We start from the raw sequence: 15,885 nt of genomic DNA, 5'->3' as shown, positions 1-15,885 counted from the left end.
TCTCCCTTGTAAAATCCGGCCCGGCGAGGATTGTAGGATTCGCGTCGGGCGGATATGCGTGCCGGCCGTGCTTTCAAGGGGAGCCGATCGCCGTGCCGCCGTCCACCGTCACGAAGCCGGAGTTGATGCCTGGGGGTGACGACTCCCGGTTTCGCAGCTTCATCCACAATTTCCTGGCCTTCAGCGCGCGGGTGGACCAGTGCCGGACCGGCTTCGGCGAGCGCCTCGGCATTTCCGGTATCGCCTACACCACGCTGATCTCCATCGCTCACCTGCAGGGCGAGGAGGGCGTCGGCGTCAGCCGCATCGCCGAGCATCTGCATCTGTCCGGCGCCTTCGTCACCATCGAGGTGTCGAAGCTGGTGAAGGCCGATCTCGTCAAGAAGCGCACCAACAAGAGTGATCGCCGCCGCGTGCTGCTGACCGTAACGGCCAAGGGCCGCAAGCTGCTCGATGGCCTCGTCGAGGTGCAGGCGCCGGTCAATGATGCGCTGTTCGACTGTCTCAGCGCCGAGGAATTCATGCAGTTTTCCTCGATGATGGCGCGCCTCGTGTCGTGCGGCGACAAGGCGGTATCGCTGCTCGCCTTTATGTCGCAGCCCTCGGTGGCCGCGCCGGTCGTCGCGCCGGCGCCGCGCAAGGTTACCGCCAAGGCCGCCGCAAAGACCGCGCGCCGCGCCTGATTTTACAGGCCTTTCCGCATCGATTCATCGTTCGTTGATCGTGTTGCGCTGCCGCATAAGTCGGCAGGTGATGCCGCACGATTGCGCTTGACTGCCTTTACGAAATAGCTTTACATCAAAGCTAATTACTCGGGAGGTCGTCCTTGTCCGTCGATCAGCGCAGTTTTCGCAGGGCTCTGTCGCAATTCGCGACCGGTGTCGCCGTGATCACGGCGCGCGGTGATGGCGGCGATGCCATCGGCATGACCATGAGTTCATTCAATTCGGTGTCGCTCGACCCGCCGCTGGTGCTGTTCAGCGTCGATCGCCGCGCGCTCAGCCTGCCGGCGATGATCGCGGCCAAGGGCTATGCGGTGAATATCCTGGCGCGGCAGCAGGAAGCGCTGTCGAACCAGTTCGCGAAAGCGCTCGGCGACAAGTGGAATAACGTCGCGCACTCCCTCGGCCATGCCGAGGCGCCGCTGCTCGACGGTGCGCTGGCGCACTTCGAGTGCGAACCCTACGCCCATCACGACGGCGGCGATCACGTCATCTTCATCGGTCGTGTCGTGCGCTTCACGGCGGCTGAGGACGGCGATCCGCTGGTGTTCTTCCGCGGCAAATACCACAGCCTTCACAATCAGAGCGAGCCGGTGTGGCCGCTCCCCATTCACTACTGATCAAGCGAGACAGCCAACATGGAGCAAGCGATCATGAAGAGCGGCGAGAAGCATATCGCGGGCCTGCGCGATGGCCGAACGGTGTTCATCAATGGCGAGCGCGTCGACGACGTGACCCGGCACCCGGCGTTCGCCCGCGCCGTGCAGTCGGTCGGCAAGCTGTTTGACTACGCCAGCGCGCCCGAAAACCAGGAGCTGATGACCTTCAAGACGCCGACAGGCGGTCGCGCCAACCGCATCTGGCAGTTGCCCGAGAGCTATGCCGAGCTGGTCGAGCGCCGCCGCGCGCTCGAGGCGTGGGATGGCCAGCATGCCGGCTTCCTCGGCCGCGCTCCCGATCACGTCGCATCCTGCATCGCCGGCATGTACATGGGTCTCGAGGTGTTCGAGGCCTACGACAAGGACCGCGCCAGGGCGCTGGCGGATTATTACACCTATGCGCGTGACCGCGACCTCTACCTGACCTATGTGATCATCAATCCGCAGGCCGATCGCTCCAAGAGCGCGGCCCAGCAGAAGGACGCCTTCCTCACCACCGGTGTCGTCGACCAGGACGCCGAGGGTATTACCGTGCGCGGCGCCAAGATGCTGGCGACCGGCGGCATCATGGCGGATGAGGTGTTCGTCAGTTGCATCCAGCCGCTGCAGCCGGGCGATGAGCCCTACGCGCTGTCGTTCGCCATCCCGATGAACACCAAGGGCCTGACGCTGCTGTCGCGCAAGTCCTACGAGGCGGCGTCGCCGACGGTGTTCGACAATCCGCTGTCGAGCCGCTTCGACGAAAACGACGCGGTGCTGTACTTCGACGACGTCAAGGTGCCGTGGGACCGCATCTTCGTGTTCAAGAATGTCGAGATGTGCCAGAAGCAGTTCCACGCCACGCCGGCGCACGTCTACCAGAACTACCAGGCGATGATCCGCCTGTCGGTGAAGGTGCGCTTCCTGCTCGGCCTCGCGCGTCGTACCGCCGAGATCAACGGCATCCTCGGCTTCCCCCAGGTCCGCGAGACCCTCGGCCAGCTCGCCGCCGAAGGCGGCATGATTGACGCGCTGGTCGCGGCGATGGAAGCCAAGGGCTATCAGCACGGCCGTTACTACGTGCCGGACCGCCACACCCTGTACGCGGCGCAGACGCTGACCCAGCAGCTCTACCCGAAGATCCTCAACACCCTGCGCGAGCTTGCCGGCGGCGGCATGATCATGCTGCCGTCCTCGGTCGCCGACTTCAGCAACCCGGAGATCGCCTCCCTGATCGAGCGCACCCAGCAGTCGCCGGCGGCGAGCGCCCTCGACAAGGTCAAGTTCTACAAGCTGGCGTGGGACGCGGTCGGCTCCGAATTCGCCTCGCGTCATCATCAGTACGAGATGTTCTATGCCGGCGCGACCTTCGTCACGAAGGGGCATTCGTTCCGCTGCTATGACTGGAACGCTGCCGGCGCTCTCGTCAACCACATCCTCGACGGCTACGACCTCGCCGACGAACTCGGCCGCACCCAGGCCGCGGCCTGACGCGAACGCAAGGAGACACAGCCATGCCCGTCAACAAGCTGCACGACGAATTCCGCACGGTCGACATGACCTCCGGATGGGAAGTGCCGGCCGGCTATCCCGCCGGCATCCAGCAGAAGATCCTCGCCGGCGCGCTCGACGAGGAGAACCGCCGCGGCACCCGCAGCCGCCTGCTGCGCTTCGAGCCCGGCGTCTACACCACCAAGCCTTTCGTCCACGAGTACTGGGAAGAAGTGTTCCTGGTGTCGGGCGACCTGACCGTCGGCAACGACGAGAGCGGCAATGGCGGCGAGAGCTTCCAGCCCTTTACTTACGCCTGCCGTCCGCCGGGCGCCTTCCACGGGCCGTTCAAGTCCGAGAAGGGCTGCCTGCTGTTCGAACTTCACTACTTCGATCCCGTCTGACGCAGGGTGCGCCGCATGCGGTTCGTCTCTCTTGCCACCGATCCAGCCCATGACCCCGGCGGCGTCAGCGCCGCCGCGGCCGCGTCCCGGCACGGGAGGACCGCATGATCGCGCAACAGCTCATCAACGGCGTCATGCTCGGCGCCATCTACGTGCTGGTCGGCGTGTCGTTCACGCTGGCCATCGGCATTCTCAACTTTCTCAACTTTTCCATCCCCGGCCTGTTCATGGTCGGCGGCATGGTGACCTGGGTGATGCTCAAGGGCGGCTGGCACTGGAGCCTCGCCGTCGGCGCAGCGCTGTTCGCCGCCGCGCTGATCGCCCTGCTGGTCGAGCGGCTGTCGTATCGTCGCAGCCGCAACAGTGATCCCGAGGTGCCGCTGGTGTCCTCGCTCGGCTTCCTGGTGCTGCTCGAGAACCTGGCGCTGGTGACGGTCGGCTCCGACCAGCAGGCGTTTCCGTCGCTGATCGCCGACTTCAACATCCGCATCGGCGATCTCGTCATTGGCACTGCGCAGATCATCAGCCTCGTCGTGGCGCTGTCGCTGGTGGTGTGGCTGTCGGTGATGCTGCGCCGCACGAGCCTAGGCCGGCAGATCCGCAGCATCGCCGAGAACCGCGATACCGCGATTCTGCTCGGCATCGACGTCGACCGCATCATTCCCCAGATCTTCGTGTTCAGCGCGCTGTTCACGGCGCTCGGCGGCATCCTGTTCGCCCTCAATTACCTGCAGGTGTCGCCGTTCATGGGCGAGGGCGTTGGCTTCAAGGGCATCGCCGCCATGATCATCGGCGGCATGGGCAGCGTGTGGGGTGCTGTGCTCGGCGGCCTGCTGATCGGCCTTGCCGAAGTGCTGTCGATCCGTTTCCTCGGCGCCGACATGGTCAACATCGCCGTCTACGGCCTGTTGCTGGCACTGTTGATCGTGCGCCCGCAGGGCCTGTTCGGCCGTCCTCCGGCGCGGGAGAAGCTGTGATGAGCGGCTACCAGGTCGGCCTTCTGGTCATCCTCTGCTTCAACATCATCGCCGCCTATGCGGTCTACCTGCCGCTCGCCGCCGGCCAGCTCAATCTCGGCATCGCCGGCTTCATGGCGGTCGGGGCCTATACGGCGGCTTACCTCACCAACGAGATGTCCTGGCAACTGGCGCCGGCGATCGTCGCCGGCGGCAGCGCCGCGGGCGTGCTGGCGCTGGTCGTCGCGATCCCGATCCTGCGCACCCATGGCATCTACCTTGCGCTCGCCACCTTCGCGCTGGGGCAGGTGATCTCGGCGGTGTTCCTCAATCTCGAGGTCGTCGGCGCTGCCGCCGGCTATCAGGTGATCGCCTACGCCAAGCCGTGGATGGTGTTCGCTGCCACCGCCGGCGTGATCGTGTTCGTCCTGCTGCTGTCGCGGACGCGCTTTGCGCTCTATCTCACCGCGATCAAGAATGACACCGTGGTGTCGGACCTGCTCGGCCTCAACGTGCGGGCGCTGCAGGTTGCCGCCTTCGCCATCGGCGCCACCATCGCGGGCATCGGCGGCGGCCTCTATGGTCATCACTTCAGTTTCGTCGAGGCGCAGCACTTCAGTGTCGCGCTCAGCGTCTACACCGTGCTCTACGTGCTGCTCGGCGGCACCCAGACGGTGTGGGGGCCGCTGGTCGGCGCCGCGTTCTTCACGCTGATCCCCGAACTGCTGCGGGCCGGCGGTGGCTGGCGCTATGTGCTGTTCGCGCTGTTCATCATCGGCTTCATGGCGCTGCGGCCGCAGGGCCTGATTACGCCGGCTCTCGGCCGCTGGCTCTCCGGCCGGCGGCGCTCGACCGAACAGGTGACGTCATGACCGACGCGTCGACCATCCTGACCCTCGATCATCTCAGCAAGGCGTTCGGCGGCCTGCAGGTCATCCGCGACCTCAGCTTTTCCGTGCGCCGCGGGGAGGCGACCGCGCTGATCGGGCCGAACGGCGCCGGCAAGACGACCGTGTTCAACGTCATCAGCGGCGTCTACGCGCCGACGTCGGGCCGCATCGTGCTGGATGGCCAGGACATCACCGCGGTGCCGTCGCGCCGCCGCATCGGCCACGGCATCGCTCGCAGTTTCCAGAACGTGCGGCTGATGCCACATCTCACCGTGTGCGAGAACCTGATCGTCGGCCAGCACGTCCGCGCCGGCGGCCTCATGAACCTGCTGACGCCGTTCCGCCTGTGGCCGAACCATCGCTGGCGCCGCCAGGCGATCGAGGCGCTCGACGAGGCGGGGCTCGCCGCCCATGCCGATTCCACCGTCAGTGAGTTGCCTTATGGCGTACGCAAGCGCATCGATCTCGTGCGCGCGACGCTCGCCGGCGCCTCGCTGCTGATGCTCGACGAGCCGGCGGCCGGCCTCAACCCGACCGAGACCGAGGCGCTGCGCGGCCATCTGGACCTGCTCAAACAGCGTGGCGTGACGCTGCTGGTGGTCGAGCACGACATGCATTTCATCGGCAATGTCTGCGAACACGTGGTGGTGCTGAACTTCGGCGAAAAGATTGCCGAAGGCACGCTCAGCGCCGTCCAGAGCGATGCGCAGGTGCGCGCCGCCTATCTCGGTTTCGACGAGGCTGCCTGATGACGCTGCTGTCCGTTTCCGACCTGACGGTGACCTACGGGCGTGTGACTGCGCTCGATAACGTCTCCCTGACCATTGGCGAGGGCGAGATCGCCACCGTGCTCGGCGCTAACGGCGCCGGCAAGTCGACGCTGCTCAGCGCCATCGTCGGCGCCATCAAGGCGCGCAGCGGCACGATCCGCTTCGCCGGCCGCGATGTCGGCGGCGATGCGGTCAGCGCGCGGCTGGCGCAGGGCATCGTGCTGGTGCCGGAGGGGCGCCGCATCCTGATCTCGCTGACCATCGAGGAGAACCTGCTGGTCGGCGCCCACCTGCGCCGCGATCCGGCGGGCGTACGCGCCGACATCGCCGCGATCTACGAACGTTTCCCGAATCTCGCCACCCGCCGCCACATGGCGGCGTCGTGCCTGTCGGGCGGCGAGCAGCAGATGCTGGCAATCGGCCGCGCCATGGTGGCGCGCCCACGTCTGATGATGCTGGACGAGCCGTCGCTCGGTCTGTCGCCGCTGTTCGTGTCGCGCCTGTTCGATCTCATCAAGGAGCTCAACCGCGACGGTCTCGCGATCCTGCTGGTCGAACAGAACACCGGCAAGGCGCTGTCGGTCGCGCACAGCGCCACCGTGATCGAACTCGGCCGTGTCGTCATGGCCGGCGATCCACATGTCCTGCAGGCCGATCCGCGCCTGCAGGAAGCTTATCTCGGCCGCAGCGCCGAGCCGTCCGCAGAACAGCGGCCGGCACTGCGGGCGATGTCCTGAAGTCGCAGTGAACGACAACATCACGAAGGAGTGGGGATATGATACGACGTGGTATGTTCCTGGCCGGGGTTGCCGCCCTCGCCATGGTCTCCGGCGCGGCGCGCGCCGACGATCTGATCATCGGGTTCTCCATGGCGAAGACCGGCCCCTATGTCAGTCTCGCCAACACCAACGAGGTGGCGGTCGATCTCGCTGTTGACGAGATCAACGCCAAGGGCGGCATCGACGGCAAGAAGATCAAGCTGGTCAAGTTCGACACCGGCGGCGATCCGAAGCAGGCGGCGCTCGCAGTGCGCCAGTTCGCCGAGGACAACAAGGCGCTGGCGGTGATCGGCCCGTTCTCTTCGGGTGAAGTGCGTGTCGCATTCCCGGCGGGCGAGCGGCTCGGCATCGTGCAGATGTCGATGTCGTCGTCGGCTCCGGCGCTGACCAAGGACTTCAGCTATGCCTTCCGAAACACCCGCGACGAGCGCATGGTGATCGACCAGGTGCTGGCGGCGCTGCGTGACAAGAAGCTGCCGATGACCAACGGCGCGACCGCCTATGCCACCGACGACACCGTCTCGAAGTCGGTCGGCACCACGGTGCTACCGGGCCTGTTCAACAAGTACGGCATCAACCCCAAGGGGGCGGTCGACTTCCAGTACAACGCCTTCGACCTGTCGCCTCAGGTGTCGCAGCTCGCGCAGATGAAGCCTGATATCATCGGTCTCGGCGCGCCGCCGGAGGCCGCGATCAACCTCGCCAAGGAGCTCAAGCGCCAGGGCGTCGTCGCCCGCGTCGTCGGCGGCACCACGGTCGCCGATCCCGACCTGCCGCAGCGCATGGAAGGCGCTGGCGACGGCATGACCATCGGCACCACGTTCTTTGCCGATCTCAACGACCGCACCCGCGCCTTCGCCAAGGAGTTCGGCGTGCGCACCACCAAGGCCGGCATCGCGCGCCACGAGCCGAACCAGCAGGACGCCTCCGCCTACGACATCGTTTATCTCTATGCCGAGGCGATCAAGCGCGCTGGCGCGACCGGCGCGGCGGACAAGGTCGTCGCCGAGCGCACCGCGATCCGCGACGCCCTGTCGAAGCTCAGGGGATACGCGGCGCTCGAGGGCGAGATCTCCTTCGGCGAGGATCGCGACTCGATCAAGCCGATCTACGTGGTCGAGGCCAAGGGCGGCCGCTGGACCCTGCTCGACACCCGCCACGGCGAATGACGCTCAATATATAGCCTGGCTCACGGGCTCGACCGACCGCCGCGGCGCACCGAAGGGAGCACCGCGGCGGTTGCCGTTGCGGGGCAGCCTTGAGCCCGGCGGCATAGCTGGCGCCTGCTTTTTGTGCATATGTGCGGAGCCCACGCCCGTGGTGACAAGCAGCAAGGCAGCGCCGTTCCGATGTCGGTTTCTTCCGTTCCGCAATCCTATCTCAAGGCCGCCCTGTGGATGGTCGGCTGGCACGCGGCAATGCTCATGCTGGTGATCGCCGGCCGCGAGACCACGCGCGAGCTCAATGTGTTCGAGATCATGGAGCTGCGCTCGCTGATCGGGCTCGTGCTGTTCTATCCGCTGGTGCATCGCCATGGCGGTCTCCGGGCGATGCGGTCGGCGCGGCCGTGGCTGCTGGTCGGCCGCAATGTCTTTCACTATGCCGCGCAATATCTCTGGTTCCTCGCGCTGACGCTGATCCCGGTGGCGCAGGTGGTTTCGATCGAGTTCACCATGCCGATCTGGACCGCGATCATGGCGGCGATCTTCCTTGGCGAGACCATCACCTGGCGCAAGTGCCTCGCCATCGTGCTCGGCATCGCAGGGGTGGCGATCATCGTGCGGCCCGGGGTCGGCGCCAGCAACATCGGCCATGTCGTTATGCTGGTGGCGGCGTTCGGTTTCGGCACGGCGATCGTGATGATGAAATCGCTGACCCGCACCGACGCGGTGGTGGTGATCATCTTCTGGATGCTGGTGATCCAGTCGGCGATCGGCATCGGCCCGGCCTTGTACTACTGGACATGGCCAGCGGCCCATGTCTGGCCATGGATCGTGGTGGTGGCGTTCTGCGGCACCTTCTCGCACTACTGCTTCACCAATGCGATGCGCTATGCGGACGCCACCATCGTGGTGCCGATGGACTTCCTGCGCGTGCCGCTCAGCGCCATGGCGGGTTGGCTGGTCTATTCGGAGAACATCGACCTGCTGACCATCGTCGGCGCGGTGGTCATCCTCGCCGGCAACCTGCTCAACCTGGCCCGGCCGGCGGCCGCGCCGGCCAAGGCCGCGGCCTGATCGTTGAAGTCTGGCGCGGCGCAGGGCGTGCCGGCGGCACGGGGCCGCCGGCAGCCGTGGCTCATCCGAGCACGTGATACTTCTTGAACCAGGCCTGCAGCTGCGCCCAGGCGTCCTCGGCGGCCTCCTTGCGATAGCTCGCGCGATAGTCGGCATGGAAGCCGTGCGGAGCGCCGGGGTAGAGCTTGAACTCCGCCGTCTTGTGCGCGGCGGCCAGCGCCGCCTTCAGCGCCTCGACCTGGGCGACCGGAATGCCCTGATCGGCTTCGCCGTAGAGGCCGAGCACCGGTGCCTTCATGTCGGGTGCGAGCTGGGTCGGGCTCTTCGGCCACAACGGGTTCGGCGCATCCACCGGAGGGCCGTAGAACGCCACGCCGGCCTTGAGGTCGCTGCTGTGGGCGGCATATTCCCACACCGTGCGGCCGCCGCGGCAGAAGCCGACGATGCCGAGCCGGCCGGTGTCGCCGCCCTGGGACTTCGCCCAGGCCACCGTGCTGTCGAGATCGGACAGCAGCTCGGCATCCGGCTTGGAATTGACCAGCGGCAGCAGCTGCGACATCTCGCTGATTTTGGTCAGGTCGGTGCCCTTGCGGAAGTAATAGTCGGGGGCGATGGCGAAGGCGCCGAGCCTGGCGAGGCGCCGCGTCACGTCCTTGATGTATTCGTGCAGGCCGAAGATCTCCATCGCCACCAGCACGACGGGCGGGTTCTTCACGCCGGCCGGCCGCGCGAAGTACACCGGCATCTCGCCGTCCGCGACCTTCACCCTGGCATCGCCGGCATCGAGGCCCGTCGTGTCGGTCTTGATGACGTCGGCGCGCACCGGGCCGGCTGCCAGCGTATAGCCGGCGGCGGCCGCTGCGGTCGCCGTCATGAAGGACCGGCGCGACAGCGGCGGCGTGTGCGTCAGGCCGATGACATCGGCCGTCAACTGAAGGTCTGCGGACATCTGGTCTCTCCGGTGAGGCGGGGTAAACGGCGACGTGAACGGTCGCGAGGCGGGTGGCTGCGGCAGGGTACAGGCGATCCCGCGAGGCTTGCACTCAAAATGACGAGAGCAGCATGTCTAGACGATATACGGAACCTGCGACATCAGGTTGAGGGCACGAAACGCCTCGAACCAGCGTGCGAGCTTCTCCTGGGTCAGGTCGAGATGCCGCCGCATGGCATTGGCGGCTCCGCGCCCGTCGCGCCGGCACAGCGCCTCGATGATCGGCAGGTGTTCGTCCATGAACGGATCTGCCTGCGGCCGCTGCGCCAGCGCCACCTGGATGTGCTTGCCGATCACGAAGCTGCAGTGGGTGCGCTTGAGCGCCTCGACCATCTCGCGATTCTTGCCATAGCCGAGGCAGCGGATGTGCAGGTCGCTTTCGAGCTGGTCGAGCTCGGCGATGCTGACGTCGGAGCGCGCCGCGATCGCGCTTCGCAGCCGCGCGGCCATCGCCTCAAGAAGGTCCGCGGGGATCTTGCCGGCGGCGCTGCCGATCAGCGTCGGCTCGAGGCTCCGGCGCAGCTCGAAAATGTCGCGCACACGGTCGTCGTCGAGGGCGACGACGTACCAGTGCGCTTTGGCGCCCTTCTCCAGCAGGCCGGCGGCCTGGGCGCGCAGCAGCAGGTTGCGGGCCACCGTGCGGCCGACGTGGAAATGCCGCGCCAGCGCCAGCTCGTTGACGCGGAAACGACCGAACACCGAGCGGTAGATGATGTCACGCTCGAGCTCGTAATACAGCGCATCCCAGCCGTCGCCGCGCAGCGACTCCGCTGCGCCGTCGGCAAGACCAAGCATCTGGTGTGTCACGGCCGTGCGCTTCGGCTCAGCGCGCCGCCGCCCCGCGATCACGCCGCGGCCGTCGAAGCGGCGCACCAGCCCAAGTCCCTCCAGCCGTTCGAACGCCTGGCGCACCGGTGAGCGGCTGGAGCCGAACAGATTGGCGATCGCCGGTTCCGACAGCACCGTGCCGGCCGGCACGTCGCCAGTGCGGATGCGCCGCGCGAGCGTCTCGGTGATCAGGGCGTAGGCCGGCTGCTTTCGCCGCGGCTTGGGGGACGGTCGGCTGGGCATCCTCGTCTTCGGCATCAAAGCTACGTGTGTCTATTGCATGCAATGTACGGTCGTGATTAGCTCGCTGCAAGCGAAGGGATTGGCGTCGCCGCTGGGGACACTGCGCTGTCCACAATATGGGTCGAGCGCTTGCAGCATCGCCGATCAGGCTGTGCCGCAGCACGTTCGTCGCATTGCAGCGCGATGGTCGCGCGTCTTTCGTTTCAACAAGCCGGCATCAACGTTCGGCGCGCGAGGGAGGACTGAATGAAGCTGACGAGACGTCATTTTTCCGTCGGGCTGGCTGCGGGCATCGCCGCGCCGGCACTCATGCGCTCCGCGTGGGCACAGGGCGCGACCATCAAGATCGGCATGTGCGCGCCGGTCACCGGTCCCGCCGCCGAATCCGGCAAGTACGCCATCAACGGCGCAAGGCTCGCGCTCGAGGCGGTTAACAAGGCCGGCGGCGTTCTCGGCAAGCAGGCCGAACTGATCGTCGAGGACGATCAGACCACCAACCCCGGCATCGTGCTGGCGTTCTCCAAGCTCGCCGCCCAGTCGGACATCGTCGCCTTCCTTGGTTCGATCCGCTCGACGCAGGTCCATGCGATGCAGCCGGACGTGCTCAAGCTCGGCAAGCCGGTGATGATCGGCGGCACCGATCCGGCGCTGACCCATCTCGGCAATCCCTGGCTGTTCCGCTTCCGCCCCAATGACAGCTACTCCGGCCGCGTCATCGCCGAGTACGGCGTCAAGACGCTCGACAAGAAGAAATGGGCGATCGTGCATTCCACCGACGCGTTCGGCACCGCCGGCGGCAAGGCGCTGACCGAAGCGCTGGGCAAGCTTGGCGCGCCGCCGGTGCTCGACCAGGGCTATGCCAACCAGAGCCAGGACTTCACCCCGGTGGTGCTGGCGATCAAGCAGTCGGGCGCGGACATTCTCGGCTCGTACTTCACCTTCGAGAACGATCTCGGCATCTTCGCCCGCCAGTTGCGCCAGCTCGGCGTCAACATTCCATGGGTCGGCTCGCCGTCGATCGTCAATATCACCGCGCTCAAGCTCGCAGGGCCCGCGCTCTACGGCACCTTCGGGGTCGCCGACTACGCCGAGGATTCCAGCGATGGCTCGAAGACGTTCGGCAAGGCCTATCGCGATGCCTACAAGGTCGCGCCGGACAACCAGAGCTCGTGGACATTCGACGCCGTGACGGTGCTGAGCGCCGCCATCAACAAGGCCGGCTCGACCGCGCCGGACAAGGTCCGCGAGGCGATCCTAGCCACCAAGAAGTTCCCGGGCGCCGAGGGCGAATACAACTTCGACAAGAACGGTGACGGCCTGCACGGCTACAACATCGTCAAGAACGACAAGGGCAATATCGTCTTCGACAAGCACATCGAATTCGACGACTGAGCGCTGTCGCGGCCTCCGTCCTGCGGAGGCCGACTTCGCCCGCCCGGCGGCCACGTGCCGCCGGGAGCCTCGTTCCTCGCACCGCGAGCGGCACATGGATCTGGTCCTGCAACTGCTGTTCACCGGCATCGGCATCGGCGCGGTCTACGCGCTGGTCGCCCTCGGTTTCGTGCTGATCTTCCGCGCCACCAATGTCGTCAACTTCGCCCAGGGCGAGTTCTCCATGGTGGCGGCCTATCTGATGGTGGTGTTCGCGGTCGATCTCGGCTGGCCGTACTGGATCTCGTTCCTGGCGGCGCTCGCCGGCATGGCGCTGCTCGGCGTGATCTTCAATCTCGGCGTCTATTATCCGCTGCGCAACCGCAGCTTCCTGCCGGTGATCATCGCCACCATCGGTGCCTCGATCCTGCTCGCCAACTCGGTGCTCGCGATCTACGGCCCGCAGCCCCAGGTGCTGGCGCCGTGGTTCGACACGCCCGGCATCCAGCTCGGCCCGGTGTATCTCGACAGCCAGTACCTGCTGATCATCGCGGTCGCCATCGCCATGGTCGCGATCCAGTACTGGTTCTTCGAGCACACGTTGCTCGGCAAGAAGCTGCAGGCGACCTCGCAGGACAAGGAGATGGCCTCACTGCTCGGCATCTCCGTGTCGACCATGATCATGATCACTTTCGTCTATTCCGCCGTGCTCGGCGGCATCGCCGGCATCCTGGTGGCGCCGGTGCTGTTCGTGTCGATCCAGATGGGCTCGACCATCGCGCTCAAGGCGTTCGCCGCCACCATCATCGGCGGCTTCGGCGACGTCGCAGGCGCCATCATCGGCGGCTTCGCGCTCGGCATCATCGAGACCTTTGGCGCCGCCTATATCTCGGTGCCCTACAAGGATGGCTTCGCCTTCCTGGTGCTGGTGGTGTTCCTGGTGTTCCGGCCGCAAGGCATCTTCGGTGAACGCGTCGCGGAGAAAGCATGAGCTCGTCCAGCGATAATCTCGCCATCGCCGCCGCGCGCCCCGTCCCGACGCTGGTGCGCCATCTGCCTTATTTCCTGCTGGCCATTGCCGCGGTGATCGCCGCCGGCGTGTTGCCGTTCGACGGCTACATCCTCAACATCCTGATGCAGGCCTCGACCTTCGCCATCGCGGTGTTCGGGCTGTCGGTGGTGCTCGGCCTGTGCGGCCAGATCAACCTCGCCCAGGCCGCATTCTTTGGCTTCGGCGCCTACGCGGTCGGTCTCGGGACGACCGACTATCATCTCAGCTTCTGGATCTGCCTTGTCGTCGGCTCGGTGGTTGCGCTCGGCGCCGGCGCGGTGCTGGGCATGTCGACGCTGCGGCTCGGCGGTCACTATCTCGCCATGGTGACGATCTCGTTCCAGCAGATCGTGACGCTGGTGATGATCAATGCCATCGGCCTGACCCACGGGCCGGACGGCGTCGGCAACATCGTCCGGCCGTCGCTGCTGACCTCGTCGCAGTCCTATCTGGCGTTCTGCGTCGCCGCGCTGGCGGTGGTCGGCTACGCGGTGTGGCAGCTCCCGGACACGCGGATCGGCCGCGCCATGCGTGCGGTGCGCGACAATGAGCTTGCCGCCAGCATCGCCGGTATCGACGTCTACCGCACCAAGGTCGCCGCGTTCGCGCTGTCGGCGCTGCTCGGCGGGCTCGCCGGCGGCCTGTTCGCCGGTGGCTTCGCCTATGTCAGTCCCGATCAGTTCTCGTTCGCCGAATCGATCGTGTTCATGACCATGGCGCTGCTCGGCGGCGTGGCGTCGCCGATCGGCGCGGTGATCGGCACGGCGCTGCTGATCCTGATCCCGGAATGGCTCCGCTTCCTCAAGAGCCTGCCGGGCCTTTATCTCGCGATCTACGGCTTGTCGGTGATCCTGATCGTGCGCTTCATGCCTGACGGCATCTGGGGTTTCGTGCAGACGGTGGCCGATCGCTGGCGGCGCAAGGCCGAGCCGGCGGCGGCGCGCACCGCGCTGCAGCTCGCGCCGGCGTCCACCGGCGGCGACGTCGTGCTGCAGGTGCGCGGCCTGTCGAAATATTTCGGCGGCCTCAAGGCGGTCGATGGCGTCGATTTCGATGTGCGCCGTGGCGGCGTGCATGCGCTGATCGGTCCCAACGGCTCGGGCAAGACCACGACGCTTAACGTGCTGTCGGGGCTCTACAAGGCGACCGCCGGCCAGGTGATGCTCGACGGCGCCGACATCACGACACTGTCGCCGCATGCCCGTACCATCGCCGGCCTTGGCCGCACCTTCCAGAACATCCGCCTGTTCCGCTCGATGACGGCCCTGGAAAACGTCGTGATCGGCGCGGAGCGGCCAGGCAACGCGCTGGCGGCCGGAGCGAACCATGCCGCGCTCACCGAACGCGCACTGGCGGCGCTGACCTTCGTCGGCCTCGGCGATCGCGCCCATGAGCTGGTGACCAGCTTCTCCTATGGCCACCAGCGCCTGATCGAGATCGCCCGCGCGCTGGCCGGCAATCCGACGCTGCTGCTGCTCGACGAGCCGGCCGCCGGCCTGAACTCGAGCGAGAAGGTCGAGCTGCACGACCTGCTCAAGCGCATCGCCGCCCACGGCCTCACCATCCTGATCATCGACCATGACATGACGCTGGTGCGCGAGGCGGCGCAGCACATCACCGTGCTGAATTTCGGTCGGCGCATCGCCGACGGCGAGTCGCTGGCGGTGCTGCAGCACCCCGATGTCATCTCCGCCTACCTCGGGAGCGAATGATGCCGCTGCTGGAAGTCAGGGATCTCAATGTCCGCTACGGCGAGATCGAGGCGCTGCGCGGCATCTCGTTCAGCGTCGATGCGGGGCAGGTGGTGACGCTGCTCGGCAGCAACGGCGCCGGCAAGTCGACCACGCTGCGGGCGATTTCAGGCCTGAGCAAGCCGTCAAGCGGCGACATCCTGTTCGACGGCCAGTCGATCGCCGGCCGCCATCCCGAGGAGATCGTGCGCCTCGGCATCGCCCACGTGCCGGAAGGCCGCCGGGTGTTTCCCGGCCTCACGGTGCGGGAGAACATCATGCTCGGCGGCTCGAACCGCCGTGCCGGCAAGGCCGAGCTCGCGCGCGAGGCCGACGCGATGTTCGACCTGTTCCCGGATATCCGCAAGTTCGCCGACGCGCTGGGCTGGACGCTGTCCGGTGGCCAGCTGCAGATGGTCGCTGTAGCGCGCGGGCTGATGGCCAAGCCGCGGCTGCTGCTGCTCGACGAGCCGTCGCTCGGCCTCGCGCCGGTGATCGTGCAGGCGGTGTTCCGCATCATTGCCGAGATCCAGCGTCGCGGCACCACGGTGCTGCTGGTGGAGCAGAACGCGCGCATGGGGCTGTCGGTCGCCGACCGCGGCTATGTGCTGGAGACCGGACGCCTGGTGCTCGGCGGCAAGCCCGAGGATCTCTGGAGCAACGAGGCGATCCGCGCCGCTTATCTCGGCGGCCACGCCAAGGTCGCGGTCTAGAGCGTTTTCGAGCGAAGCGGGGACCGGTTCGCGTGAAGAAAACGCGTCAAAACAAGAATCGGGAGCGCGTT

16 protein-coding genes are annotated in these 15,885 nt (G+C 66.5%); 14 read left to right on the top strand and 2 right to left on the bottom strand.

Annotation, left to right across the window (positions count from 1 at the left end; genetic code table 11):
- The first annotated feature begins 92 nt into the window (after positions 1-92).
- The 10 genes from JQ639_RS15210 (at position 93) to JQ639_RS15165 (ending at position 8,887) form a co-directional block, all read left to right on the top strand.
- Positions 93-683, top strand: a complete 591-nt coding sequence (locus tag JQ639_RS15210; protein WP_211966919.1) for a MarR family winged helix-turn-helix transcriptional regulator — start codon at positions 93-95, stop codon at positions 681-683.
- 143 nt (positions 684-826) lie between these two features.
- A complete protein-coding gene (locus JQ639_RS15205; RefSeq protein WP_211966920.1) occupies positions 827-1,342 on the top strand; it encodes a flavin reductase family protein in 516 nt (171 codons plus the stop codon).
- Between the two features lie 18 nt (positions 1,343-1,360).
- Positions 1,361-2,851: a 4-hydroxyphenylacetate 3-hydroxylase family protein gene (locus JQ639_RS15200; RefSeq protein ID WP_249123191.1), complete on the top strand. Its 1,491-nt coding sequence runs from the start codon at positions 1,361-1,363 to the stop codon at positions 2,849-2,851.
- A gap of 23 nt (positions 2,852-2,874) precedes the next feature.
- Complete coding sequence (locus JQ639_RS15195; protein ID WP_211966921.1) at positions 2,875-3,255, top strand: cupin domain-containing protein; 381 nt, start codon at positions 2,875-2,877, stop codon at positions 3,253-3,255.
- Positions 3,256-3,359: 104 nt separating this feature from the next.
- Complete coding sequence (locus tag JQ639_RS15190; RefSeq protein WP_211966922.1) at positions 3,360-4,232, top strand: branched-chain amino acid ABC transporter permease; 873 nt, start codon at positions 3,360-3,362, stop codon at positions 4,230-4,232.
- Entirely contained in the window at positions 4,232-5,083 is an 852-nt protein-coding gene (locus tag JQ639_RS15185; protein ID WP_211966923.1) for a branched-chain amino acid ABC transporter permease, read from the top strand. The genes JQ639_RS15190 and JQ639_RS15185 overlap by 1 nt, the downstream gene beginning before the upstream one ends.
- A complete protein-coding gene (locus tag JQ639_RS15180; protein WP_211966924.1) occupies positions 5,080-5,850 on the top strand; it encodes an ABC transporter ATP-binding protein in 771 nt (256 codons plus the stop codon). The genes JQ639_RS15185 and JQ639_RS15180 overlap by 4 nt, the downstream gene beginning before the upstream one ends.
- Positions 5,850-6,608 carry an ABC transporter ATP-binding protein gene (locus JQ639_RS15175; protein WP_249123192.1) on the top strand — a complete coding sequence of 253 codons (759 nt, stop codon included), beginning with the start codon at positions 5,850-5,852 and terminating at the stop codon, positions 6,606-6,608. Before JQ639_RS15180 ends, JQ639_RS15175 begins: the two co-directional genes overlap by 1 nt.
- Positions 6,609-6,646: 38 nt before the next feature.
- The gene (locus JQ639_RS15170; protein WP_211966925.1) at positions 6,647-7,819 is read left to right on the top strand and encodes an ABC transporter substrate-binding protein; all 1,173 of its coding nucleotides are present in this window, start codon (positions 6,647-6,649) and stop codon (positions 7,817-7,819) included.
- A gap of 180 nt (positions 7,820-7,999) precedes the next feature.
- The gene (locus JQ639_RS15165; protein ID WP_249123193.1) at positions 8,000-8,887 is read left to right on the top strand and encodes a DMT family transporter; all 888 of its coding nucleotides are present in this window, start codon (positions 8,000-8,002) and stop codon (positions 8,885-8,887) included.
- Positions 8,888-8,948: 61 nt separating this feature from the next.
- Here JQ639_RS15165 and JQ639_RS15160 read toward each other — a convergent pair whose 3' ends face one another.
- Complete coding sequence (locus JQ639_RS15160) at positions 8,949-9,761, bottom strand: dienelactone hydrolase family protein (protein WP_371745100.1); 813 nt, start codon at positions 9,759-9,761, stop codon at positions 8,949-8,951.
- Between the two features lie 192 nt (positions 9,762-9,953).
- The gene (locus JQ639_RS15155) at positions 9,954-10,949 is read right to left on the bottom strand and encodes a GntR family transcriptional regulator (protein ID WP_211966928.1); all 996 of its coding nucleotides are present in this window, start codon (positions 10,947-10,949) and stop codon (positions 9,954-9,956) included.
- Positions 10,950-11,195: 246 nt separating this feature from the next.
- Here JQ639_RS15155 and JQ639_RS15150 point away from each other — a divergent pair, with 246 nt between their 5' ends.
- The 4 genes from JQ639_RS15150 (at position 11,196) to JQ639_RS15135 (ending at position 15,814) form a co-directional block, all read left to right on the top strand.
- The gene (locus JQ639_RS15150) at positions 11,196-12,341 is read left to right on the top strand and encodes an ABC transporter substrate-binding protein (RefSeq protein ID WP_211966929.1); all 1,146 of its coding nucleotides are present in this window, start codon (positions 11,196-11,198) and stop codon (positions 12,339-12,341) included.
- Positions 12,342-12,435: 94 nt separating this feature from the next.
- The gene (locus JQ639_RS15145; RefSeq protein WP_211966930.1) at positions 12,436-13,311 is read left to right on the top strand and encodes a branched-chain amino acid ABC transporter permease; all 876 of its coding nucleotides are present in this window, start codon (positions 12,436-12,438) and stop codon (positions 13,309-13,311) included.
- Positions 13,308-15,083 carry a branched-chain amino acid ABC transporter ATP-binding protein/permease gene (locus JQ639_RS15140; protein ID WP_211966931.1) on the top strand — a complete coding sequence of 592 codons (1,776 nt, stop codon included), beginning with the start codon at positions 13,308-13,310 and terminating at the stop codon, positions 15,081-15,083. The genes JQ639_RS15145 and JQ639_RS15140 overlap by 4 nt, the downstream gene beginning before the upstream one ends.
- On the top strand, positions 15,083-15,814 hold the full coding sequence (locus JQ639_RS15135) for an ABC transporter ATP-binding protein (RefSeq protein ID WP_211966932.1): 732 nt from the start codon (positions 15,083-15,085) through the stop codon (positions 15,812-15,814). Before JQ639_RS15140 ends, JQ639_RS15135 begins: the two co-directional genes overlap by 1 nt.
- Positions 15,815-15,885: the final 71 nt, after the last annotated feature.

It is taken from the genome of Bradyrhizobium sp. U87765 SZCCT0048, from assembly GCF_018131225.1.
Classification (GTDB): Bacteria; Pseudomonadota; Alphaproteobacteria; order Rhizobiales; family Xanthobacteraceae; genus Bradyrhizobium_A.
Note: the sequence above shows the minus strand (reverse complement) of the source record. Positions and strands in the feature narration are given on the sequence as shown.